This is a genomic window from Priestia sp. YIM B13491, assembly GCF_042787605.1.
Lineage (GTDB): Bacteria > Bacillota > Bacilli > Bacillales > Bacillaceae_H > Priestia > Priestia megaterium_E.
In genome coordinates this window covers 157,295-182,144 of the sequence record NZ_JBHZOR010000003.1, presented here as the reverse complement: position 1 = coordinate 182,144, position 24,850 = coordinate 157,295, and the positions used below count along the sequence as shown (strand labels likewise).

Sequence of the window (24,850 nt, the reverse complement as noted above, 5' to 3'; positions counted from 1 at the left end):
AGGAGGGAAGGCCTTCTAACGATGAAGGCGTAAAAAATGAATGCAATTAAAATTGGAATTGGTGGACCTGTTGGTGCAGGAAAAACAATGTTAGTAGAACGAGTAACGCGTGCACTAGAAGGACAGCTAAGCATGGCAGTCGTTACAAACGATATTTATACAAAAGAAGACGCGCAATTTCTAGTAAAAAACAGTATTTTACCGGAAAATCGTATCGTAGGAGTAGAAACAGGAGGATGTCCTCATACGGCCATTCGAGAAGATGCATCTATGAACTTTGCTGCGATCGATGAGTTAGTGGAACGTCACCCCGATGTTGAACTTATTTTTGTAGAAAGCGGAGGAGATAATTTAGCCGCAACGTTTAGCCCAGAGCTCGTTGATTTTTCGATTTATATCATCGACGTAGCACAAGGGGAAAAAATCCCGCGTAAAGGCGGGCAAGGAATGATTAAATCTGATTTATTCATTATCAACAAAACAGATTTAGCCCCGTATGTAGGAGCCAGTTTAGAAGTAATGGAAAAAGATACAATCCAAGCAAGAGGGCACAAGCCTTTTGTTTTCACCAATTTAAAAGAAGATAAAGGGCTCGACCAAGTGATAGAATGGATTAAAAAAGAGGCCTTTTTAATCGGCCTTGAATCATGAGCTACACGGGTTATTTAGAGCTTCGAGCAGAAAAAAACAGTGAGCGAACCGTTATTAAAGATACGTACCATTACGGTGCTTTCAAAGTTGCCAGACCTATTTACCTGACTCCTGAATCACCTTTTGTTTATATGCTTCACGTAGGCGGAGGATACGTGAGCGGAGACAAGTATAAAACGATGATAACGGTAGAGAAAAATGCTCAGCTGACGGCTACTACTCAATCTGCGACAAAGGTGTACAAAACACCGAACGAAGCTGTTTTACAAGAAACGTGTATAACCCTTGAAGAACAAGCCATCATGGAATATATACCAGACCCGCTTATTTTGTATGAAAATGCTGCATTTGTCCAAGAAATAACGGTTCATATGGCACAAAACGCTGCTTTGTTTATGTGTGACAGCATCACCCCGGGGTGGTCGCCGGATGGGCAGCTGTTTCAATATACCTCTATGCGTTCCAAGCTTAAACTGTATGTAAACGAGCAGCTGAAGGTATACGATCACTTATACTTGAAGCCAGAAAGCCATTTGCGCGGCATGATGAAAATGGAAGGGTATACTCATTTTGGATCGATTATCATTGTTCATCCAAACGCCGACGACGCATTTATAGCGAAAGTACATCAGCTGTGCGAAGAGGCTGGGTGTAAAGTAGGAGCTTCCGCACTTCCGATCCCTGGATGTGCTATTCGAATATTAGCTGCTAGTACACAAGAAGTTGAAGACATAATCGCTAAAGTATACGGATTGTTCCGACAGCATTTACTAAAAGCTGAAGTATCACTTTTGCGTAAGTATTAAAGAGGCTGGGACAAAAATATGTTAGTTGAAAGAAGATCCGAACGAGCTGGATTCTTAATGGAGAATCAAATTCGTTCGGATCTTTTTATTGGTAGGGTGAACGTGTGTCCCCTGTATGTAGCTCCTTCTAGCCGTTGATTAAAGGGCAAAGCGACGTCTTGCACAGAAATCAACAGCTGTGGAACAGGCAGTCCAGATCATTTATCCTACTTGTTCATCTTTAGATTGAATTGTTTTCGTTATGTCTCATTCGCTTTTAGAACCACAGGCTAAACAATCCGTCGCTTACACCTAAATTATACATATAATAAAGGCCAAATATAATGCTGACAGCGCCTGTTACCTGCATCAAGCAGCGGTTTAACGTCACTTGTTTTTTAGTTGTAACGAATGGAATCCCAATAACCGTTGTAAATAACAGCATACCAAGACAAGTGCCGATTCCAAAAATGATAATGTACAGAGCACCTTGCCATACGTGAGTAACGGTGCTCATCGTTAATACAACCATCGCTGCGCTTCCGGCCAGTCCATGAACAAAGCCAATGCCCAATGACTTTAAGTAAGACGTTTTTTCATGATGCGTATGTACTTGTTTTTTGTAAGACAGAAACGATGTGAAGCCGAGGTAAACGAGCATAATGCCCACTAAAAATTCAAGTGACATGCTCATGCGTTCAGAAATACTGCTTTTTAACACCATTAAAATCATGCCAAAAATAAACAGCGTAAGCGTATGACCAATCCCCCAGTATACTCCTGCAAGCGAAGAGCGCCACAGCTTTTTACTTTTTGAAGCAATGGTTGATACAGCGATAATATGATCTGGTTCTAGAGCATGCTTGATTCCTAAAAAAAACCCTAGTATTAAAATTGAAAAAAAACTTGTTTCCATGTCAGCTTTCTCATCCTTTCGTACGTATAAAACTAGTATATCGTACGATTTTGTTTTAATAAACAGAAAATTCTAAACGAAAATGTCTGGTCGAATAGCTAAACTATTTATTAATTTACAATAAGTTACAAATATTAAAGGAGATGTAGTATAAAAATTTTACATTTACAAAAACTATGAGTAAATTATTGTGAGGTTGATAACTATGGACAAAATTTCTACTGATATCATGCTGTGGAATTCTTTTATACGTCAAAATGTTAGGACAGAACGTGACTAGACTAGAAGCTCTTTTATGGAGCATTGCGTTGCCGGGCTTTGGACAATTACTAAACAAAAAACATATAAAAGGAATTTTGTTTATTGTACTTGAATTTCTCATTAATATGGGCGCAAATTTTAATGAAGGCATTCGCTTAAGCTTTTTAGGAGAAACAAGGCAGTCCCTAGAGGTAATGAACATGCAGTGGTTAATGTTTTATCCATGTTTGTATTTCTTTGCAATTTGGGATGCTGTTAAAGAAGCAGAAAACGACGCATCGAGATTTACATTTATTCCTTTTGTCTCCTGTGCTTATTTTGTTACAGTAGGCATTATGTATTCCTCAGTAACAACCATCAACGGTGTTTTTATAGGACCAATTTGGCTTCCTATGCTGTCTGTTATACCTGGACTTGTTGTCGGACTCATTGTCAAAAAGCTATTAGAAGTGTATATACATAAGAAAAAATAAACGTCATTACAATCTATACATCCGTAGATTTTAATGGACGTTTATTTTATTTTTGTTTATAAATAAGTAATAAAGTCTCTTATTTAGGGAACGTACTAACAGTGGCTGTTTTTACATAATTTTAAGAGAGCGCGGACTACTCATAAAAAAGAGCACATTGAAAATGGAGAGAATGGGTACAAGCTTATATAATAGCACTTTGACAAAAAGAAGCTGGAGAGAAGGTGGATAGAGGATGATCACAAATGGTATTTATCGTTTTTTTCTTATCTGGTACGTATGCGGAGTCGTCTTGCTTTCCTTCGATTTGCTGCCTTCATGGTTAGAATGGGCAAACGCGGTCTTTTTACACGTGAGCAGTCTTCTTGCTCTTATTTATCTAGCTAAAGCTTATGGAGTAAGGCGGGCACTGCTCGTTGCGATATTTGTGACAGGCGCATCTATTTATATCGAAAGTCTAGGTGTGAAGTATGGGTTTTTATTTGGATCCTACGATTATGAAAAAGATTTTGGCGCCAAAATTTTAGGTGTTCCTCTGACCATTGGTTCGGCTTGGTTTATGGTTGTGATTACAAGCAGAATACTAGCTCTAGGAATTATGAAACGTATGGAGTTGCCTTTTATTGCCCATGGAATTGTCTATGCAGTCATTAGTTCGCTGTTTGCTGTTATTATGGATTTGGCTATTGATCCTGTTGCCTATGTTGTTAAACAATATTGGGTGTGGGAAGGGGACAGCTTTTATTATAATATTCCTTTATCAAATTTCTCCGGCTGGTTTTTACTGTCTTTCTTCATTCAGCTGTTCGTATATTTCTTTTTAGCTAAGTCTCCTAAAGAGGAAAATCCGGTGTGGGAAAAAAGAATGGTATTTTTGTATAGTTCAGTTGTCATGATGTTTGTGATTGTAGCGCTAGCAAATGGCCTATGGCTTGTCGTATGGCTGACGATGATTCCTTTTCTTATCCTTTATATTGTGTATAAAAAGGAGACTCGCTTATGATTTACCCGAAGAAAAACTCAATATTTGAGCGATTTTTTCAACTGTTTGTCACATATCAGCTTAAAAAGCAATTTTATCGTATTCATTTACATATAGAAGAGCTCCCAAAAGATAAAAAAATTTTATTAATTGCTAATCATTCCAGCTGGTGGGACGGTTTAGTGACATTTTATTTAAATAACGCGGTATTAAAAACAGATCTATACGCTATGATGTCCGAACAAGGAATGAAGGATTTTCCTTTTTTTCAACGAATCGGAGCTTTTTCGGTAAATGCAGCGTCTCCCAAGCATACGGTGGAATCGTTAAGGTTTGCCAGTAAGCTGTTAGAAGAGAAAAAAGCGGTGCTTATTTTTCCCCAAGGAAAAGAAGAGCATCTTGAAAAAAGACCGTTAACTTTTTCTGAAGGACCTGCTTTTCTTCTAAAAAAGCATTCTGACGTTGAAGTTATTCCCATTACATATTATTATACGTTTCGCCATGATCAGCGACCGGAGCTTTTTATCTGGGTAGGGCAAGCTGTTTTTTACGACTCAGCTAAGGCAAGAGAAGAGATAACCAACACACTAGGCGGTGCAGTCACTGCTCAGCTTGATCATCAAAAACAGAAAATAATTCAAGAAAACGATGGGGAATTTACGGTTTTATTAAAAGGAAAAAAGACGCTTAGTGAATGGCTAACGTGGTGGAAAGCGAAGGTGAAAGAATGATTTACTATATGCTTTTATTTATTTTTATGCTGCTTCTAACCATTGTAAATATTCAAGCAATGCCTAAATTAAAAAGATACGAGCCGGATTCCAAAACACCTCAGCCTCTCATTTCTATTTTGATTCCAATGCGAAATGAAGAACGAAATGTAAAGCGAATCATTTCCTCTATTAAAGGATTAACGTACAGCAATCTAGAATGTGTCATACTAGACGATCAGTCCACAGATCAAACACGAACACAGCTGTTGAAAGAAATTCACGGGGATCCGAGGTTTACCATCATAGAAGGAAAAGAGCTGAGAGAGGGTTGGGTCGGAAAAGTTCATGCTTGTCACCAGCTTTCCCAAGCTGCAAATGGAGACTATTTATTGTTTGTAGATGCAGATGTAGAACTAAAAGAACGTACGCTAGAACATACTTTAGCCACAGCACAAGCGACCAAAGCCGCTCTTTTAACAGGCTTCCCACGTTTTCCCGTAAAAACGTGGTTAGAAGCATTGGTTGTTCCACTTCAGCATGTGGTTGTTTTTAGTTATTTACCGGTTGTCGTAGCTAATCGTAACAAGATGAGCAAAGCTTCAGCGGCTCACGGTGCTTTTATGTTTATAAAAAAAGAAGCTTACGAGGCCGTAGGAGGACATGAAGCCGTCAAATCTTCATTAGTAGAAGATGTCCACCTAGCCCAGGTTTTTAAGCAAAAGAAACACCGCGTCATTTTAGCTAATATTACCTCTCATGTTAGCTGTTATATGTATGAAACAACAGAAGAAGTATGGAACGGTTTTGCTAAAAACATTTTTGTAGGTCTGGGCCGCTCCGCTAAAGCAGTTTGGGTACTAAGCGTTTTTTTTGCCTGTTACTACGTGCTGCCGCTTCCTTTTTTTATAGCAGGAATATTCACAGACAACATGCTTTGGATTCTGCCTTTTTGCATTATGCTTTTTCAGCGGTTTTTAATTGACCGGTCGGCTCAGCAAAAAGGGCTTTTATTTTGTACGATGCCCGCGTCGGCAATTGTGCTGATGCTGCTGATGAATCATTCCATGAAGCGTGAACGAAAAAAGCAGGGATATGAATGGAAAGGAAGGCATTATCAATGAAAAAAGTACTAATAGTTGGGGCAGGATTAGGCGGATTAGCTGCAGGAGTTCTTCTTCAAACAAAGGGGTTCGATGTCACAATTGTGGAAAAAAACGAGCATGTAGGCGGAAAAATGATGCCTGTGCAGCTAGGAGAATATTCTTTTGATTTTGGGCCTAATACCATTACCATGCCCGAAGTTTTTCAGTGGTTATTTGAGCAAGCGGGTGAACGTCCAGAAGACTATATGCCTCTTGTCAAACTAACGCATCATACGAATAATTTCTTCACCGACGGCTCCAAATTTTCCATGTCTATAGATGAAAGAAAAATGATTCAGCAGCTTGAACTTCTCGATCCCTTTGCTGCGGAGCAATACCCTGCCTATTTAAAAGAAGTAAAAAGAATATACGACATTGCAAAAAGCCAATTTTTTTACCGGACATTTTCATCGTGGAAAGATTACACAAACCCTTCTTTATTAAAAGCATTGCTGCAAGTAAGGCCATTTGAAACAGTAGATACGTTTCATCAGCGTTTTTTTCGAAACGAAAACATTCGAAATGCATTCAATCGATATGCAACCTATATCGGATCTTCACCTTATACATCACCCGCTACGTTTTCACTGATTGGACACTTAGAAATGAATGATGGGGTGTACTATGTAAAAGGAGGAAATACTAGAATTGCAAAAGGGCTGGGACATGTGTTCCAAAAAGCTGGAGGAAAGCTGTATACAAACTGCAGCGTTACTGAAATAATCGTAAAAAATAAACGGGCTGTCGGAGTGGAAGTAAATGGAGAAGAAAAGATAGACGCGGATATCGTTATTGTGAACGGCGACTTGCTAAAAGCCTATCCGGCACTTGTAAAAGAACAGGATAGACCTCATTTTAAAAACAAAAAAGCAGCTGAATTTGAGCCTTCCATATCAGCTTATGTGATCATGGCAGCTGTTAAGAAGCGCTTTTCTCAGCTGATTCATCATCAAGTGTATTTTTCTCAGGATTATAAACAGGAATTCTATGAGTTATTTCAGCAAAAAACGCTTCCAACCGATCCCACCATCTATATTTGTAATTCTTCATATACCGATAACACGGTAGCTCCGGGTGATAATTTATTTATTTTAGTGAATGCTCCTGCTGTGAAAGAAGAGAATCAAGAAGAAATGAACGCTTACAGAGAAGTTGTCTATCGCAAGCTTTCTCAGTTTGGTTTAGACATCGAGTCTTCGCTTGTACATGAACGAATTGTTACTCCATATGAAATTGAACAAACGTTTGGTGCATTTAAAGGTGCTTTGTACGGCGTGAGTTCAAACCGGAAAATGGATAGTTTTCTTCGGCCAAGCAACGTCTCAAAAGATGTTAAAAACTTATATTTTGTAGGAGGAACGACTCACCCTGGAGGAGGGTCTCCTATGGTCACGATTAGCGGCATCAATGTAGCTATGCTTATTTCATCTTCCTAATTGATAAATCAGGATTGTCAAAAAGTTTAGTTTTTTGGTACTATAAGAAAGTGCAGAGGCTGTTAACCTGCTGTTCTTACGGATGGAAAAAATGAAAAACATGTTACATAACGAAGTTGAAAAGGTGATTACATAACTATATGATTGTATTTACGTGTCTTATTATTATCATAAGCATTATCCGTCCGTACTTGGAAAGCGTGACTGTTAAGCGAATTGCTTCAGAAGGCAAAAAAATTCGCTACTACAAAGAACAGTTCTTTTTTTATGTGCTAATTTTACTATTTTATATTGCGGTGATGGTATACCATAGGGTTCCAATTTCTATGTTAGGATTACAGGGAGTATATCTCGATACGATTCATCGCACGGCTCCGTATCCAGCGTGGATTGAATATTTGCTGCTTTTAATCTTTGCAGGCTTTATTATTCTTTCCATTATGCTTCAATGGATGAAAGATCATGGAGAAACGGTTTTTGTGGAACAGGAAATGCCCACGTCAATTGAGGCAACCGTTCCTAAAACGGAAAGAGAGCAAAAGTGGTGGCTAGCATACAGCGGTATTTCCAGCTTCGTAGAAAGCACCGTCTATTTTCCTAGCTTTTATTTATATAGTCACTATATATTAGCCATTGAAAACACATGGGTATTGGCCGTCTTAATTGGTATTGGTTATTTCCTATCACAGCTAGCTTTCCAGCGTGACCGTTTAAGTGTCCAGACGCTGTTAGTTGGTATCGGGCTAGGCGCTTTATTTATCATGACGAAGTCAGTTGTCATCATGGTCTTGTACTATGGCTTTAGCTTTTTGATTTATGATATTTACCAGCAAGATCGCAATCTAGTAAAAAGCACAGATGATCACTAAGAAACAACACGGCATAAAGCTGTGTTGTTTCTTTTTTTTATAATTTATAAAAAAAGCTTGAAAAGCGCTTTCAATAGTCTTATAATTTAGATAAATCGATTTACTAAACCGGTTTAGTAAGTGTTTAGTTAGTATAATAAGAAAGGTAGGTCGATTTATGAATAGTATTATTATCCCGTTAAATGCATTCGAAACAACAGGCTTTCAGCACACCATGATTGGGAAAATACATGAGCAGCAAGTACATGGAGTGGAAATTCGAAGAGAGTTAATGAAAAAAGTAGATCAAGAGATTGAGCTTATTGCCGAAGAATTAAAAAAATATCCGCTTTTTACAGTATATTCGGCTCCAATTGAACTGTGGAAAGAAAATGGAGAGTTAAACACACAAGAATTAAAAGTTATTCTTGAAGAAGCCGTATCACTTGGCGCTCAGTGGGTAAAAGTTTCTCTTGGTTTTTATCAGCTCCAATCGCCTATGGCAGATTTACAGAAGCTATTAGAAGCATTTCCAGCTTTACGTCTATTTGTAGAAAACGATCAAACCAGTCACGGAGGCAACCTAGCATCTCTGCACGCATTTTTTGATAACGCTTACGAAGTTCCTGTTTCCATGACGTTTGATATTGGTAATTGGCTTTATGTACATGAACAACCCCAGGAAGCAATCAAAATGCTAAGGTCATTTGTGGGCTATATTCATATTAAACACGTAATAAAAAACAGCGGAAAGCTAGTGACAACCACTATATCAAACGATTCAAATGAAATGTGGAAAGATATTTTGAAAGGGTTTTCTCATTCGATTTTTAAAGCTTTAGAGTTTCCAATCGATGAACCGGAACAAATCCCCGGCTTCATTTCATTGGTGCAAGCAGCAGAACAGGAGGAAGTTCAATGAATTCATTAGACGTTATTACCTTCGGAGAAGCAATGGCGATGTTCATGGCTGAACAACCGGGACCGCTGCATGAGATTAAGCATTATACGAAAGAACTGGCCGGAGCAGAAACAAATGTAGCAATTGGTCTCGCTCGTCTCGGTCTGCGCGCAGGCTGGGTGAGCAAAGTCGGCAACGATCCTTTCGGTACGTTTATTATGAAACGGCTGCAAGAGGAGTCAGTCAACACCGATTGTGTACTAGTAGATAGCGAGCATGCAACAGGCTTTCAAATTAAATCAAAAGTGGAAGTGGGAGATCCGGAAGTTTGTTACTTCCGAAAAAATTCAGCAGCCAGTCACTTACACTCCAGCGATTTTAGTCAAAACTATTTTTTAGCGGCAAAACATATGCATATGACAGGCATACCGCTTGCTGTATCAGCAAGTATGCGCGATTTTGCTCTACATGCACTTACATCGATGAAAGCAGCTGGAAGAACGGTTTCCTTTGACCCAAACCTGCGACCCACTCTTTGGAAATCGCAAGAAGAAATGGTTGTTACAATCAATGAAGCTGCTAAACAAGCAAACTACGTTCTGCCGGGTATTGAAGAAGGAAAAATCTTAACCGGCTACGAAAATCCAGAAGACATTGCTTCTTACTATTTAGATGCAGGCGTAGAGCTTGTCGTTATTAAACTAGGTGAACAAGGAGCCTTTTTTAAGACGGCTAAAGAGCAAGGGATTGTTGAAGGAATAAAAGTGAAACAAATAGTGGATACAGTGGGAGCAGGAGACGGTTTTGCAGTAGGACTGTTAAGCGGACTTCTTCAAAATAATTCTCTTACTCAATCTGTAAGGAGAGCAAATGCTATTGGGTCATTAGCTGTACAAAGTCCTGGAGATAACGACGGATATCCAACTGAACAGCAGTTGCAAAGATATATGGAATCCCAAAAACAAGGAGTGAAGTGATAATGAAACAGCAGCTAGCAAAAAAAAGATGGCTTCGGTTAATTCCTATCGTATTTATTACGTATAGCCTTGCATATTTAGACCGTGCAAACTATGGGTTTGGAGCAGCGGCAGGGTTGGCAGAAGATCTTCATATTACGCCAGGTATTTCGTCTTTATTAGGATCGCTCTTTTTCTTAGGTTATTTCTTTTTCCAAATTCCAGGCGCTCACTATGCTGAAAATAAAAGCGCCAAAAAGCTGATTTTTTGGTCTCTGATTTTATGGGGAGCACTTGCTACAGCTACGGGTATGGTAAGCCACGTCGGATTTTTGTTTGTTATTCGGTTTGCTTTAGGAGTGGTCGAAAGTGCCGTTATGCCTGCTATGCTGGTATTTTTAAGCCACTGGTTTACAAAAGCAGAACGTTCTAGAGCCAACACGTTTTTAATTTTAGGAAATCCGGCAACCGTTCTTTGGATGTCTATTGTTTCTGGGTATTTGCTAGAATCGTTTGGCTGGAGATGGATGTTTATTTTAGAAGGTTTTCCAGCTGTTATTTGGGCATTTTTATGGTGGAAACTAGTAAACGACGAGCCAAAAGATGCAGGCTGGCTGTCGAAAAAAGAAAAAGCAGATTTACACGATGCGCTGCAAAAAGAACAAGAAGGAATCAAACCTGTTAAAGGCTATAAAGAAGCTTTCAAAAATCGTACTGTCATTTTATTAAGCATTCAATATGCTTTATGGAGTATTGGCGTCTACGGATTTGTTATGTGGCTGCCGTCTATTATTAAAGCAGCGCCTAACATGAGTATAGTGAAAACAGGTTGGTTAGCGTCCGTTCCTTACGTATTAGCAGTTGTATTAATGTTAACGGTTTCATATCTATCAGATAAGTTTTTAAAACGAAGCGCATTTGTATGGCCGTTCTTATTAGTAGGAGCGCTTGCTTTTTACGGATCTTATTTAGTTGGCACAAGCAACTTCTGGCTTTCCTTTGCTTTACTCGTTATTGCCGGAGGAACGATGTACGCTCCGTACGGACCGTTCTTTGCGATTATTCCTGAAATTTTACCGCGTAATGTTGCCGGAGGAGCAATGGCTTTAATTAATAGCATGGGCGCACTTGGTTCATTTGCCGGTTCTTATATTGTAGGATTTTTAAATGGATCAACAGGAGGATTTGGCGCTTCATATATCTTTATGGCTGGATCATTATTCCTTGCGGCAGTTTTAACCATTGTGGCAACGAAAAAGCCAAGAGAAGTTCAAAGTGTAAAGCCAGTCGAAACAACGGCTTAATGTAACGATAAAAAAGGAGAATTGAGATGCATATTGAGAAAATTACAAGTAGCGGTATTGTAGCGGTCATTCGAGGAGCAAGTGCTGAGCGAATTATTCCACTTGCCTACGCATTAAAAGAAGGCGGAGTAACAAACCTAGAAATTACAATGGAAAACCCTGCTGCCGTAGAGGTTATTAAAGAGTTGAAAAATGAATTTGACGACTCGATGTTTATTGGAGCAGGAACTGTTCTAGACGAAGAAACAGCACGAATTGCCATTATGGCGGGAGCGTCATTTATTTTTTCTCCTACGGTTAATGAACGAACAATTAAAACGGCTAAAAGGTACGGAGTCATTAGCGTGCCGGGAGCTTTTACACCAACTGAAATACTAACAGCCTATGAATGCGGTGCAGATATGATTAAAGTCTTCCCGGCAAGCGTAGTAGGCCCCGCTTATTTTAAAAATATAGCAGGACCGCTTCCTCATATTCCATTAATGCCAACGGGCGGCGTTACGGCTGAAAATGCGGGCGCTTATATTAAAGCTGGAGCAGCTGCTATTGGGGCAGGAAGCACATTAGTGGATGGAAAGCAGCTTCCAACTCCTGAATACTTACTTCAAGTAACAAAGGAAGCGAAGCGTTTTACTAATGAAATTCAAGAAGCTAGGCTTGCGTACGCTTAATAAATAAAGCCTTCTGCTAGCAAGAAGGCTTTTCCTTTTTCGTTTTTTTCGTTTACACTAGGAGTAGCATAATTTTAGGGATTGAATGAAAAGGACGGATTATGATGCGAAAAGTTACTATGCTGGACGTTGCAAAAGCAGCAAATGTCTCCAAAAGCACCGTATCACAATACATTAACAAACGGTATGAATATATGGGCGAAGAAACACGAAAGAAAATTAAAGAAGCGATTGATACACTCGGCTATCAGCCCAACTATCTAGCAAGGAGCTTAAAACAAAAGCGAACGTCAATGATTGGGATTATTGTCGCAAATATTATGCACAGATTTTCTACTGAAGTCATTCGTGCAATTGAAGACTATTGCCATTCACAAGATATACATGCCATCATCTGTAACGCAGATGATGACCCTGATAAAGAAAAGAAATATATTAATATGTTAAAAGCAAAGCAAGTAGATGGGCTTATTTTATTTCCAACGGGAGCCAATACTTCTCTTTATGAGCAGATGATCAAAGAAGAATATCCGGTTGTTATTATGGACCGTAAAATTCATGATGTAAAAGGAAAAATTCCATCCGTAGTGGCAAACAACCAAGAAGCCACAAAACAGGCTATTTTGCATCTCCTCGAGCTTGGACATAAGCATATAGCGATTATTACAGAACCATTAACTATTACACCCCGGATTGAACGTGTAGAAGGGTACAAAGAAGCGTTAACATCAGCCAATATGCCTGTAAATGAATCCATGATTATCAACTGCAAAAAAGCGGACATGCAAAAAGCGCTTGAGAAGCTATTTGCAGCCGATAATCCGCCGACAGCGCTGCTTGCTGGAAACGATTTAGTATTCATTGAAGTGCAGAAATTTATTAAACAACACGGATTTAATATCCCAAATGATTTATCTTTAATTGTTTATGATAATATTCCTTACGCAGATGTAGCAACGCCTGCCGTTACGACGATTTCGCAGCCCGCTTTTGATATGGGAACAAAAGCAGCAGATTTACTTATTAAACAAATTTTGAAAGAAAAGATAGCTTATGAAGAGTACCAGTATGAGTGTGAATTAATTATTCGAGAAACAACTTTGTCGCATTAAGCTAAAAAGAGCGCCTATGGCGTGCTCTTTTTAGCTCATCAAAATATTGGTTTTTTTTACGTTATTACTAAATCGGTTTAGTATAAAGTGAGGAGAAAAATATGAAGATACAATTAGCATTAGATCGCGTCACAATTGAAGAAGCTATCATCCTTGCCAAGCTGGCAGAACCCTCTGTTGATTGGATTGAAGTAGGTACATCTCTTATAAAAGAGTATGGAATTGAAAGTATTTATAAAATCAAACAGGCATTTCCGCACAAGACGATTGTAGCAGATATCAAAACGATTGATAACGCGGAGTATGAATTTACAATGTGCTATCAAGCAGGAGCAGATATAGCAACAGTCATGGGCGTATCACCTTTACCTACGATAGAGACTTGCGCAAATGTCAGCGAAAAATGGAATAAAAAAATGATGGTGGATTTATTAAACACGTCAAGCAGCTCGCAAAAACAAGTAGGTACTTATAGAAACGCTATTTTTTGCCATCATATCAGCAAAGACGAGCAAGAAAAAGAAGGGAAATCGCTGAGTCGAATAAATTTGCGGCAGTATTTTCATTCAGATGCCCAAATAGCAGTAGCAGGAGGAATTAATCCAGCCTCAGGAGCATCATTACTTCAAATGAAAGCGGACGTCGCGATTATTGGATCAGCGATTACAAAAAGTGCGGATGTGGCAAAGGCATCTGCTGAATTTCAAGACTTATTTATGAGCAGGGGGAACGTATAATGACAAAAACACAAACGATTTTAGACGAAATTACGGCCGTAATGAATCACATAAAAGAACCGCAAATAGAAGAAGTAGCGTTTTCACTTTACCAAGCGAAACGAATTTTTGTTATAGGCGAAGGCCGCTCTGGGCTAATGGGCAAATCATTTGCAATGAGACTGATGCATTTAGGTGCGACAGTATATGTTGTAGGGGAGACCATTACTCCTTCGATTGCAGCAGGTGACGTGTTGGTGGCCGTATCTGGTTCAGGAAAAACACAGCAAGTGGTGAGTGTAGCTAAGAAAGCTAAAGAAGTAGGATGTTCAGTTATCGGCATTTCAGCTAGTACAGAATCGCCGTTAACTGCTCATACTGATGAGCTGCTGCACATTCCCGCTGCAACCAAATATCGAAGCGAAAATGAAGCAGCTTCCATTCAGCCACTTGGCTCGTTATTTGATCAATGTGCGCACGTTGTATTTGATACCATTTGTTTAGAATACGGGAATTTGAATCACACGGATCATGAACAGGCGTTTAAGCAGCATAGCAATTTAGAGTAAATGGAAAGAGGCTAGAACAAAAGTAGGTTATTTAAAAGAAAATCCGAACGAATCCAGATTCTTGATAAAGAATCACATTCGTTCGGATTTTTTCATTGGTATTGGTGAGCTTAGGTTTCATGTGTGTAGTTGCTTCTAGCCGTTGATTGAATCGATGTAGTTATGCCTCACTCTCTTTTGATACAGATAAGTCTAAGTCTGAACGTTTACTTCAGTTTTGTTTATTGCGAGTATATTCCTTCTCTTAAAAGTAAATAACAGCATTTTTATGCTGAAATTGCTATAATATACAAGCCGGTACATATACTAAGGCGACTGAAAATAAAGGAGTTTTGATTAATGACAAAAATAAAATTAATTTCACATAACGATTTAGACGGGGTAAGTCCAGCACTATTGGGTCGGTTAGCGTTTGGCGATGATAACTTTGATTACAGCACGGTAAGCATTGGCCGCATCAATGACACTGTGACACATTTTATTGAAGAAGAAAATGATGGAGACACAGCTTTATACATAACGGATATTAGCGTAAATGAGGAAGTAGCGGAAAAATTAAATGAACTGGTAAAAAAAGGCCAGAAAATCACTCTTATTGACCATCATATCTCTGCTCTTCCACTAGCTGAGAAATACGATTGGGTTCATGTTATTGCAGAAGACGAAAACGGTAAAAAGACGGCAGCTACATCTCTTTTCTACCACTACTTAGTGCGCAACAACATGCTTCAAAAAACGGCGCTGCTTGATGAATACGTAGAACTTGTACGCTTATTTGATACGTGGGACTGGTTCCATGAAAATAATTTGAAAGCAAAGCGCCTTAATCACCTATATTATCTAATCCCGCATGAAGAATTTAAAGAAACCATTCTAGAAACACTTCGTGAATCGTATCATACTGAAAATCAAGAATTTACATTTACGGACAAACACGAAATTTTACTAGAAGCAGAAGAAAAAAAGATTGAAAAATACATTTATGACAAACAAAAACAAATCATAAAAGAAAGTGTTGAAATTGATAACACAGCGTACAATGCAGGAATTGTATTTGCAGATACATATCAGTCTGAGCTAGGAAATGCACTGTGTCTAGAAAACGAAGATATCGACTTTTCCGTTATGGTGGACATGGGACGCCAAAAGATTGGCTTCCGTGCAGTAAAAGACGAAATCAACTTAGCAGAAATTGTTGGACACCTTGGAGGAGGAGGTCATCCAAAAGCTTCTGGATGCAAGCTAACGGCTGAAACATTTGCTCTTTTCGTCACGGATCACTTGTTTAAAGACGAAGAAAAAAAGTGAATAAAGCGTATAAGGAGGAGATGATATGTCGTTTAAAGATTTAGTTGTTGTTGTTACCGGAGCTGCGAACGGAATAGGTAAAGATGTATCCCGCGCATACGCGAAACAAGGAGCAAAAGTGGTACTGGCAGATGTGGACGAAACCGAAGGAGAGCGTCACGCAGAAGCTATTCAAAGACAAGGCGGAGAAGCCATTTTTGTGAAAACAGACGTCCGAAAAGAAGACGACATTTTAAATCTCGTTGAAAAAACGGTCAGTACGTATGAAACGATACATATTTTGATTAATAATGCAGGCGTTTCCCGCTGGAAATCACCGTATGAGCTAACCATTGATGAATGGGATGATATTATCAATACGAACCTGCGCAGCGTGTTTCTATGCTCTCGCGAAGCAGCTAAGGTGATGAGAAAAAACGAAAGCGGAGGCTCCATTGTAAACTTAGCTTCTACGAGAGCTACAATGTCTGAACCTCATACAGAAGCCTATGCTGCTACAAAAGGAGGAATCGTTGCTTTAACTCATGCACTTTCCATTTCACTTAGTGATGACAACATCACGGTAAATGCTATTTCTCCAGGATGGATTGAGACATCTGACTACGATGGCCTTCGTGAAATCGATCATACGCAGCATCCGTCTAATCGGGTGGGAACGCCAGCCGATATCTCAAGAGCGTGTATGTACTTAACAAACGCCGAAAATGATTTTGTAACAGGAACTAACCTCGTAGTAGACGGGGGAATGACGCGAAAGATGATTTACGAACATTAAGTATCTATAAAAAAGGCTGAGATAAAAATATTTTAGACGAAGTGAAAAAATGAACCCTTGATCAAAATTTTTGATTAGCGGTTCGTTTTTTTATTACGGTGAACGGGTTTCACCTGTTTCGTTCCTTCTAGCAGTTGATTGAAGGGCACGACGAAGACTCCTGCGGAAAAAGCGGAACAGATGAGACCCCGCAGGAACGCAAGTGACGAGGAGGCTCAGCGGCCGCCCGCGGAAAGCGAAGTCGTGCACGGAAATCAACTGCGGTATCAAAAGCGGTTCAGCTCATATATCCCATTTGTTTATTTTAGATTGGATTCATTTCGTTATGTCTCAACCTCTTTTGATGATCAACAAAAAAAAATAATTTTTCTGTTGACAGGTAATAATAATCATTGTAAAGTAAGTTACATAAAGTAATTAAATTTCAATTAATATTTTTTTAGTTTAATATCTCGAATTAGAGATATAAGAATTCATTATATCTTGTTTATCTCCTTTTATCAGGGGGAAGGGTATAAACATGCAATTTAAGCTTAAAAAAAACAAACAATTAGGAGTGTGGAAAATGGGTTTTTTAGATAAATTATTTGATAAATCAAGTGATCAACAACAGGTTGGAAAAGATTTTTATGAAGCAATTAAAAACCGACGTTCTATTTATGCAATTGATAAAAATGTAAAAATGTCAGAAGAAAAAATTGAAGAAATTATTAACTTTGCGGTGAAACATACTCCTTCAGCATTTAATTCCCAAAGCGCACGCGTAGTCGTTTTATTTGGCGAACAGCATGATAAAGTGTGGAATATTACGAGAGAAACGCTTCGTAAAATTGTTCCAGCTGAAAATTTTTCAGATACGGATCAAAAAATGAACTTATTCGGAAGCGGCTATGGAACAGTTCTTTTCTTTGAAGATCAAGAAGTAGTTGAAGGGCTGCAAAAGCAGTTTGCATCTTACAGCGAAAATTTCCCGGTTTGGTCTAACCAATCATCAGGCATGCTGCAACATGTGATCTGGACAGCTCTTGAGCTCGAAGGCCTAGGAGCAACTTTACAGCATTACAATCCATTGATTGACGATGAAGTAAAAGCAGCTTGGCATATTCCAAGCTCATGGAAATTAATTGCCCAAATGCCATTTGGTAATCCTGTGTCACCTGCGGGAGAAAAAGAATTTCAACCGCTAACTGAACGTGTAAAAGTATTTAAATAAGCAAAAAAAGAGGTACGGACAAAATTATTTTAGTTGAAGCAAAATCCGAACGATGAATCGTTCGGATTTTTTTATTGGTATGGCAAGCCTAGGTGTTGCGTATGTAACTGCTTCTAGCGGTTGATTTCGTTATGTCTCAGCCTCTTTTTTTCGGTAAATAGTTTGAATATTCTTTTATGTTTAACCTAAGAAAAATGCGGTTAAATAGGAGGAGTAGTCCTCAAATCTTCTGTGGAATTTATGCGCTATACATAAGCAATTCAACGATGTTTTACAAAAAAATAAAGTTTTTAACTTGGTTTTTTAGAGAATATTTGTTAACATATCCACTTGTGAGGTCTTAGTAAGAGGAGGATGATGTAAAGAATCCCATATCGGACGCAAGGGCGTAGATGTGTGGAGTGGAAATTTTAAAGGAGGATATTATGTCTGATCAAGGAAATCAAGGAAAGTTTAAAAAATCAATATCGTTACTTGACCTAACGTTAATTGGGATGGGGGCTATTTTTGGTTCCGCCTGGTTATTTGCGGTTAGTAACGTAGCGTCAAAGGCTGGTCCAGCCGGAAGTTTTTCGTGGCTGATTGGCGGAGTCATCATTTTACTTATCGGTTTAGTGTATGCTGAACTTGGAGCAGCGCTGCCGCGTACCGGTGGAATTATCCGTTATCCGGTTTACTCACATGGTCATTTAGTGGGTTACTTAATTTCATTCATTACCATTATTGCTTACACAAGTTTGATTGCCATCGAGGTAACGGCTGTACGTCAGTATGTTGCGTTTTGGCTTCCTGGTCTAACTAAACATGGTTCTGAATCGCCTACTACAGTCGGCTGGTTATTTCAGTTCGCGTTATTAACGCTATTTTTTATCATTAACTACGTAAGTGTAAAAGCATTTGCTAAGTCAAATGTTATTATATCTGTGTTTAAATATGCGGTTCCTCTTACAATTATCGTCGTGTTAGCTTATCACTTTAAATCAGCTAACTTTACAACTGGCGATTTTACTCCGTTTGGTTTTAATGGTATTCAAGCAGCCATTTCAACAGGTGGCGTTATGTTTGCTTACCTAGGACTTCACCCTATTGTTTCTGTAGCCAGTGAAGTTAAAAACCCGCAGCGTAATATTCCAATCGCGCTCATTATCTGTATTGTACTTTCAGCGATTATTTACACAGCACTGCAAGTATTGTTCATTGGTAACATCCCGGCTGATATGCTATCAGGAGGATGGGGAACAATTCAAGAGCAATTCTCTTTACCATTTAAAGATATTGCACTTATTTTAGGCCTTGGCTGGTTAGTAACGCTTGTTATTTTTGATGCTATTTTATCACCAGGCGGTAACGGGAACATCTTCATGAATACAACTTCTCGTTTAGTTTATGCTTGGTCTCGTAATGGAACATTATTTAAACGTTTCTCAAAAGTAGATAAGAAAACAGGAATTCCACGTGCGTCACTATGGCTATCATTTGGAATGTCCGTATTCTGGACACTGCCATTTCCTTCTTGGGAAGCGTTAGTAAACGTATGTTCAGTGGCACTTATTCTGTCTTATGCGATTGCGCCAATTTCAGCTGCTGCATTCAGAGTAAATGCAAAAGACCTTAAAAAACCTTTTAAATTAAAAGGCATGAGCGTTATTGCTCCTGTTTCATTTATTTTCTGTTCATACATCGTATATTGGTCAGGGTGGACGACAATTTCTTGGCTGCTAGGATCACAGCTTCTAATGGTTGTTATCTACGTAGCGTTTAAGAGATACGTACCAACTGACGTTGTAAAATTTGCACAGCAGCTTAAATCTGCTTGGTGGCTAGTTGCTTATTATATTATTATGCTTGTTATCTCTTATCTAGGTTCATTTGGTGGAGGACAAGGTGTGCTAAGCAACCCGCTTGACTTAATTTTAATTGCTCTTGTTTCACTCGGTATTTTCTACTGGGCGAAATACACAGGTTTACCAAAAGCAGTTATCGATACAGATGATTAATAAAAAACACGGCATGAATTCATGCCGTGTTTTTTATTTGTAGAGTACTTACTCTATTTATTTATCAAACAGCCATGTTTTTAAAATAGCAGCATACTCACGAAAGTAGGCTTGAAGTTTAATTGAATTTGGTGTTTTTGCACCTAAAGGATAAACGTCAAAGCCTTGACGTTTGGCAATAATAGAGGCGCGAAATAAATGAAAATCACTGCTAACAAGCACGACTTTTTTGTGTTGAATATCAACTTTCTGTTTAGTAAAAGTGAAATTCTCAAAAGTAGAAGTTGACTGATCTTCTTTTATAATTCGATTCTTTTTAATTCCTTCTTTTCGCAGAAAACGATAGGCTGCTTCTGCTTCAGAAATTTCTTCATCAGATCCTTTTCCGCCCGTTACGATAACTTTTGTCTGTTGATTTGCTTGTAAATAAGATAAAGCCGTCTTTACTCGTTCTTTTAAACTAGGAGACATTTGATCACCATCTACTTTAGAACCTAAAACGAGCACATAATCCGCGTTTTGTGGAACAGACTTGTGAGCAGTTTGATACATACAAAAAGATATGATTGCTATATAAAGAACAAACACGCTGATAAAGACATAAATGATTTTTTTCTTCAACTGTGAGCACCTTCCTAGCTATTCCATAAGATGTTTGGAAAATAATTGTTATTATAGCATACGAGACCCAAATAAGTATAAACACAGTAATATATAATAATAGAAGAAAATCGTTATTGTGAATGGTTATAAAATTCGTTACAATAAAGAATAAATAATTTTAAAAGTGCCTCTAAGGAGGATAATAGGGAAATCGGTGTAAATCCGGTGCAGCCCCCGCTACTGTAAATGTGGATGAACCTGCAAAGACCCACTAGTCAAACTAGGAAGGGTGCAGAAGTAAAATGAAGCATAAGCCAGGAGACCTGCTTTTAAAAACCCCTTATTTTTCGGTGGGAGAAATAAGTCAAGACAATGTGTTAATGAGCGCATGACCAAACCTTGACTTTTACAGTTAAGGTTTTTTTATGTGGTAGGGAGTGGAAAAAGTGAAAAAAGGAAAACCGCTTATGATTCAAGGAACGCACTCAGACGCTGGAAAAAGCATGATTGCTACAGCATTTTGCCGTATTTTTAAAGAAGACGGCTATCAAACTGCACCGTTTAAATCGCAAAATATGGCGCTTAATTCATACATTACAATGGATGGAAAAGAAATTGGCAGAGCGCAAGGAATTCAAGCAGAAGCGGCTGGAGTAGAAGCAACAACCAATATGAACCCTATTTTAATTAAACCAACTCGTGATCATGAATCTCAAATAGTTGTTCATGGAAAACCGCTACGTAATATGTTTGCTTTTCAGTATCGGCAAGAATTTTTTAATGAAGGTTTGAACGTTATCACGGAAGCTTATAAAGAGCTTGCCAATCATTATGATCGAATTGTGATTGAAGGCGCTGGAAGTCCTGCTGAAGTCAATTTGAACGATCGGGAACTCGTAAATATGCGCGTTGCAAAAATAGCAGAAGCGCCTGTTGTGTTAGTAGGAGATATTGATAAAGGTGGCGTTTTCGCGAGCCTAGTCGGTACCCTTCAATTGCTTCCAGATGAACACAAGTCTAGAGTTATCGGGGTGTTAATTAACAAATTTCGAGGAGATTTAGAACTTTTAAAACCAGGGTTAAAGTGGTTTGAAGAATACACGGGTGTTCCGGTGCTAGGAGTTATTCCTTATATGAACAACGTGGAAATTGATGCGGAAGATTCGTTATCACTTAGAAATTACTCAACGCTTGTGAATCCGTTAAAAGAAATTGATATTGCGGTCATCTCGTACCCGCGCATCTCAAATTTTACAGACATCGATCCTTTAAGCTTAGAAGAAGACTGTCACGTGAGGCTTGTAACCAAGCCGTCGCAATTAGGTACGCCTGATTTAATTGTTTTGCCAGGAAGCAAAAATACGATTGAAGATGCTCAGTTTTTACAAGAAAGCGGCCTGGCTCTAGCCATTAATCAAGTCTTGAACACAACGAACGTTCACGTCATTGGCATCTGCGGAGGATATCAAATGCTAGGGGAGACAATTACAGACCCTGATGCAGTAGAATCTCGGATTGAATCCATTAAAGGGCTGGGCTTGCTTCCAGTGGAAACCGTTATGACAACCAGCAAAAAAACAGAAAGAGTTTCTGGGTATGTCCAGTTAGAAAATGAAAGAGTTTTGATTGAAGGCTACGAAATTCATATGGGAAAGACAGTTTCTAAGAGCACCACGAAAGCTTTTGCAGTGGTAGAGCATGAAAAAGAAGGAACGGTTAAAGACAACGTTATTGGCACGTATGTTCATGATGTGTTTCATAACGATTCTTTGCGCAGAGCTTTGCTTAATCAAATTCGCAAACATAAAAAATTGCCGCCTATTACGGACACATTCAACAGTCGCCTGCAAAAAGAGGAGTCTTTTTCAAAAGCAGCAGCATATGTGAGAGAAGCCGTAGATATGGAAAAGCTATATGAGTTAATAGACAACTATAAAAGCCCGGAGCAAACACAAAAAGTATAGCTTGTAGAGGCTTTCGCTTGTTTTTTTACCGAGAACTTTAGTACGCTATTCTATGTTGCCTAAGTTCAACAGTCTAGCACTCGTAACAAAGAAAAGATGATTGTTTCCAACTTAATGCATGGTGGAAGCATGGTTTATGGACAGGAAAATGAATGGTTAATGTAATGTAAAACATCACGCCTCGTTTCCTAGAGGAGCTGAACGTATTGATTTTTAAACGTATTTTTTTAAACAAAGCATCTATTTTATACATAGTCAGTTTATTTATTGTATGTACTTCGGTAATTATGGCCGTATTTATTGGTACAGTTTCGTTAACCGTAGGAGATACAATCAAAATTATTCTTGGTCACCTTACCGGGCTATCCTTATATCACGGTCCGGAAAACATGGATTTAATCATTTGGCAAATTCGTTTTCCAAGAGTACTGGTGGCATTTTTAGTAGGAGCTTCGCTTTCAATAGCAGGGGCTGCCTTTCAAGGGCTATTAAGAAACTCGCTTGCTGATCCTTATACGATCGGGGTTTCCTCAGGTGCAACCCTTGGCTCTGTCATGGCAATTTATTTTCATTGGAGTATTTTTGGTTTGTCTATCTTCACGCTGCCTGTAGTCGGCATTGTATCTGGTTTTATTACTCTTCTTTTAGTTTTTGGTATTACGAAACTCGCAAGCGGCAATTTGGCCAATGAAACCATCATCTTAGCGGGGATTATTTTATCATCCTTTATGAGCGCACTTATTTCATTAATTGTGGCTCTTTCTCCCGAAGAAGATGTAAGGCAGGTTTTATATTGGCTAATGGGAAGCGTATCAATGAGAGGATGGTCTCATATTCAAATTTTAGGGCCGTTCTTTTTGATCGGTACAATTATGCTGTTGTTACATGTAAAAGAGCTGAACGGCTTAGCATTTGGCGATCAATCCGCTCAGTTTATGGGAATAGACGTAAAGAAGAAAAAAAGAATGATTTTAATAGGTGCATCCGTATTAACAGGAGCTGCGGTATCAGTATCTGGGGCAATTGGATTTGTTGGCTTAGTTATCCCCCACGTAGTGCGTCTCGTAGCGGGAGCTAATCATAAGCATGTACTGCCGCTTTCTATTTTAATTGGAGGAAGTTATTTGGTTTTAGCAGATTTATTGGCACGAACGATATTAGAACCTCGTGAACTGCCTATTGGAGTCGTAACCGCCTTAATTGGTTCGCCGATTTTTACCCTGCTCCTTGTAAAAGAACGTATGCGGAAGAGAGGAATATCATGATTGAACTATATAATGTGACAGGAGGATACGATAAGCAGCAGCCGACCGTTCGTGACATCACGTTCACCGTAGACAAAGGTTCTTTTGTCGCTTTACTAGGACCAAATGGAAGCGGGAAAACAACGCTTATTCGCTTAATTATGAATGTATTAACCATTCAATCAGGAGAAGTGAAGGTGGAAGGAAAGTCAGTGAAGGCTTATTCACCAAAACAACTGGCGCAAAAAGTTGCAGTCATGACGCAAGAAAATCAAATTGGGCTAGAATTTACGGTTCAAGAAATTGTTTCACTTGGACGTTACCCTTATCAGGCAAAAGGATTGTTTAGCACTGTATCAGCACAGGATGAAGAAGTGGTGGAAAGTGTGATGAAATTAACAAACGTCTGGCACTATAGAAATCATACTTTTCAATCGTTAAGCGGTGGAGAAAAACAGCGGGTTTTACTGGCTAAAGCACTAGCCCAAGAACCTGACTACTTACTTCTTGATGAACCAACGAATCACTTAGATGTAAAACATACAATGGAACTGCTTCAGCTGTTAAAAACTTTACAGCAGGAAATGAGCTTAACGGTCCTGGCCATCTTGCATGATCTCAACATCGCCTCGCTGTTTGCAGATAATGCCGTGTTACTGAAAGATGGAAGAGTAGAAGAAACCGGGATGGATGCCATTTTTCAGGATGCAGCTACGTTAAAAAGAGTATATGGCGTTGATTTGCACGTATTTCACCATCCCGCTGTGAATAAGCAACAAATTGCTTTTGTGCCGCCGTATCAATATCCAGAGACGGACTTCGATGAGTTGTATCAGTTGCAAAAGGAACCGGGCAAGCTATGTTTATCCTTTATTCGTCCTTTGAGAACTCTTTCACTGGGTTCCAATGAAACAGGTCTAGACTGGTGTCAAGAAATTGTTCAACAGCAAAGCAGTGCTAACGCGGCGTGGAAATCTGCGTCTTTATCTAGTCATGAAGTTCGCTTAAAAGACGATAAAGGTTACTCGTGGCTGACTGTACTGACACATGGACAAAAAGAGAATGAAATGAATATTGTTCTACTAACAAATACACCGCTTTCGGACGCGAACTTACTTCATGCTGCGATGAAGGTAATTGAATACCGGGCTTTCTTAGGAAAAACAGGCCGTATTGTTGTAGCATCATCTCATCATAAAGAAGAAAATCAAGAAGAAATTTCAGCGTTCTTAATGGAACGCCTACAGAAAGAATTACAACTATTTATGGAAACAAAAATGACCGACAATTGCTTTAAATAAGCAGTAGCG

General features: G+C 38.9%; 24 protein-coding genes and 1 riboswitch. Of the genes, 22 read left to right on the top strand and 2 right to left on the bottom strand.

From position 1 onward, the window contains the following. Positions 1 to 36: 36 nt before the first annotated feature. Positions 37 to 651 (top strand): urease accessory protein UreG, encoded by a 615-nt coding sequence (gene ureG / locus ACFX4E_RS11765; RefSeq protein WP_028409112.1) that lies wholly within the window; start codon positions 37 to 39, stop codon positions 649 to 651. Then, positions 648 to 1,457 carry an urease accessory protein UreD gene (locus tag ACFX4E_RS11760; RefSeq protein WP_028409111.1) on the top strand — a complete coding sequence of 270 codons (810 nt, stop codon included), beginning with the start codon at positions 648 to 650 and terminating at the stop codon, positions 1,455 to 1,457. The genes ureG and ACFX4E_RS11760 overlap by 4 nt, the downstream gene beginning before the upstream one ends. A gap of 256 nt (positions 1,458 to 1,713) precedes the next feature. Here ACFX4E_RS11760 and ACFX4E_RS11755 read toward each other — a convergent pair whose 3' ends face one another. Then, positions 1,714 to 2,352: a HoxN/HupN/NixA family nickel/cobalt transporter gene (locus ACFX4E_RS11755; protein ID WP_028409110.1), complete on the bottom strand. Its 639-nt coding sequence runs from the start codon at positions 2,350 to 2,352 to the stop codon at positions 1,714 to 1,716. Positions 2,353 to 2,609: 257 nt separating this feature from the next. Here ACFX4E_RS11755 and ACFX4E_RS11750 point away from each other — a divergent pair, with 257 nt between their 5' ends. From ACFX4E_RS11750 to ACFX4E_RS11670, 17 genes are all read left to right on the top strand, one after another. After that, positions 2,610 to 3,086: a hypothetical protein gene (locus ACFX4E_RS11750; protein WP_377238149.1), complete on the top strand. Its 477-nt coding sequence runs from the start codon at positions 2,610 to 2,612 to the stop codon at positions 3,084 to 3,086. Positions 3,087 to 3,321: 235 nt separating this feature from the next. Then, on the top strand, positions 3,322 to 4,089 hold the full coding sequence (locus ACFX4E_RS11745; RefSeq protein WP_377238148.1) for a carotenoid biosynthesis protein: 768 nt from the start codon (positions 3,322 to 3,324) through the stop codon (positions 4,087 to 4,089). Beyond that, positions 4,086 to 4,799 carry a lysophospholipid acyltransferase family protein gene (locus tag ACFX4E_RS11740; protein WP_377238147.1) on the top strand — a complete coding sequence of 238 codons (714 nt, stop codon included), beginning with the start codon at positions 4,086 to 4,088 and terminating at the stop codon, positions 4,797 to 4,799. Before ACFX4E_RS11745 ends, ACFX4E_RS11740 begins: the two co-directional genes overlap by 4 nt. Further along, a complete protein-coding gene (locus ACFX4E_RS11735; RefSeq protein WP_377238146.1) occupies positions 4,763 to 5,902 on the top strand; it encodes a glycosyltransferase family 2 protein in 1,140 nt (379 codons plus the stop codon). Before ACFX4E_RS11740 ends, ACFX4E_RS11735 begins: the two co-directional genes overlap by 37 nt. Next, positions 5,899 to 7,359: a phytoene desaturase family protein gene (locus ACFX4E_RS11730; protein ID WP_377238145.1), complete on the top strand. Its 1,461-nt coding sequence runs from the start codon at positions 5,899 to 5,901 to the stop codon at positions 7,357 to 7,359. Before ACFX4E_RS11735 ends, ACFX4E_RS11730 begins: the two co-directional genes overlap by 4 nt. Positions 7,360 to 7,499: 140 nt before the next feature. Continuing rightward, complete coding sequence (locus tag ACFX4E_RS11725) at positions 7,500 to 8,228, top strand: hypothetical protein (RefSeq protein WP_028409104.1); 729 nt, start codon at positions 7,500 to 7,502, stop codon at positions 8,226 to 8,228. Between the two features lie 157 nt (positions 8,229 to 8,385). Further along, positions 8,386 to 9,129 carry a sugar phosphate isomerase/epimerase family protein gene (locus ACFX4E_RS11720; protein WP_098248163.1) on the top strand — a complete coding sequence of 248 codons (744 nt, stop codon included), beginning with the start codon at positions 8,386 to 8,388 and terminating at the stop codon, positions 9,127 to 9,129. Then, a complete protein-coding gene (locus tag ACFX4E_RS11715; RefSeq protein ID WP_286127501.1) occupies positions 9,126 to 10,085 on the top strand; it encodes a sugar kinase in 960 nt (319 codons plus the stop codon). Before ACFX4E_RS11720 ends, ACFX4E_RS11715 begins: the two co-directional genes overlap by 4 nt. Positions 10,086 to 10,087: 2 nt before the next feature. Further along, a complete protein-coding gene (locus ACFX4E_RS11710; RefSeq protein WP_028409101.1) occupies positions 10,088 to 11,368 on the top strand; it encodes an MFS transporter in 1,281 nt (426 codons plus the stop codon). Positions 11,369 to 11,394: 26 nt separating this feature from the next. Next, positions 11,395 to 12,039, top strand: a complete 645-nt coding sequence (locus ACFX4E_RS11705; protein ID WP_028409100.1) for a bifunctional 4-hydroxy-2-oxoglutarate aldolase/2-dehydro-3-deoxy-phosphogluconate aldolase — start codon at positions 11,395 to 11,397, stop codon at positions 12,037 to 12,039. Between the two features lie 101 nt (positions 12,040 to 12,140). After that, complete coding sequence (locus ACFX4E_RS11700) at positions 12,141 to 13,151, top strand: LacI family DNA-binding transcriptional regulator (RefSeq protein WP_377258988.1); 1,011 nt, start codon at positions 12,141 to 12,143, stop codon at positions 13,149 to 13,151. Positions 13,152 to 13,252: 101 nt separating this feature from the next. Continuing rightward, positions 13,253 to 13,888: a 3-hexulose-6-phosphate synthase gene (gene hxlA, locus ACFX4E_RS11695; protein WP_098248166.1), complete on the top strand. Its 636-nt coding sequence runs from the start codon at positions 13,253 to 13,255 to the stop codon at positions 13,886 to 13,888. Continuing rightward, on the top strand, positions 13,888 to 14,436 hold the full coding sequence (hxlB, locus tag ACFX4E_RS11690) for a 6-phospho-3-hexuloisomerase (RefSeq protein ID WP_028412834.1): 549 nt from the start codon (positions 13,888 to 13,890) through the stop codon (positions 14,434 to 14,436). Before hxlA ends, hxlB begins: the two co-directional genes overlap by 1 nt. Positions 14,437 to 14,775: 339 nt before the next feature. Beyond that, the gene (locus ACFX4E_RS11685; RefSeq protein WP_377238144.1) at positions 14,776 to 15,744 is read left to right on the top strand and encodes a DHH family phosphoesterase; all 969 of its coding nucleotides are present in this window, start codon (positions 14,776 to 14,778) and stop codon (positions 15,742 to 15,744) included. A 25-nt stretch (positions 15,745 to 15,769) separates the two neighbouring features. Beyond that, positions 15,770 to 16,519, top strand: a complete 750-nt coding sequence (locus ACFX4E_RS11680) for an SDR family oxidoreductase (protein WP_377238143.1) — start codon at positions 15,770 to 15,772, stop codon at positions 16,517 to 16,519. Positions 16,520 to 17,084: 565 nt separating this feature from the next. Next, entirely contained in the window at positions 17,085 to 17,732 is a 648-nt protein-coding gene (locus ACFX4E_RS11675; RefSeq protein ID WP_377238142.1) for a nitroreductase family protein, read from the top strand. Positions 17,733 to 18,157: 425 nt separating this feature from the next. Further along, positions 18,158 to 19,729, top strand: a complete 1,572-nt coding sequence (locus ACFX4E_RS11670; protein ID WP_377238141.1) for an APC family permease — start codon at positions 18,158 to 18,160, stop codon at positions 19,727 to 19,729. Between the two features lie 57 nt (positions 19,730 to 19,786). Here ACFX4E_RS11670 and ACFX4E_RS11665 read toward each other — a convergent pair whose 3' ends face one another. Further along, positions 19,787 to 20,350, bottom strand: coding sequence for a YdcF family protein (locus ACFX4E_RS11665; RefSeq protein ID WP_028409094.1), 564 nt, complete (start codon positions 20,348 to 20,350; stop codon positions 19,787 to 19,789). Positions 20,351 to 20,497: 147 nt separating this feature from the next. After that, a riboswitch (cobalamin riboswitch) is annotated at positions 20,498 to 20,677 on the top strand. Positions 20,678 to 20,769: 92 nt separating this feature from the next. Here ACFX4E_RS11665 and ACFX4E_RS11660 point away from each other — a divergent pair. The 3 genes from ACFX4E_RS11660 to ACFX4E_RS11650 all read left to right on the top strand — a co-directional run bounded on the left by ACFX4E_RS11660 (position 20,770) and on the right by ACFX4E_RS11650 (position 24,841). Then, a complete protein-coding gene (locus ACFX4E_RS11660) occupies positions 20,770 to 22,296 on the top strand; it encodes a cobyric acid synthase (RefSeq protein ID WP_081732037.1) in 1,527 nt (508 codons plus the stop codon). Between the two features lie 206 nt (positions 22,297 to 22,502). Further along, positions 22,503 to 23,561 carry a FecCD family ABC transporter permease gene (locus tag ACFX4E_RS11655; RefSeq protein WP_028409092.1) on the top strand — a complete coding sequence of 353 codons (1,059 nt, stop codon included), beginning with the start codon at positions 22,503 to 22,505 and terminating at the stop codon, positions 23,559 to 23,561. Continuing rightward, entirely contained in the window at positions 23,558 to 24,841 is a 1,284-nt protein-coding gene (locus ACFX4E_RS11650; RefSeq protein ID WP_377238140.1) for an ABC transporter ATP-binding protein, read from the top strand. The genes ACFX4E_RS11655 and ACFX4E_RS11650 overlap by 4 nt, the downstream gene beginning before the upstream one ends. Positions 24,842 to 24,850 lie beyond the last annotated feature (9 nt).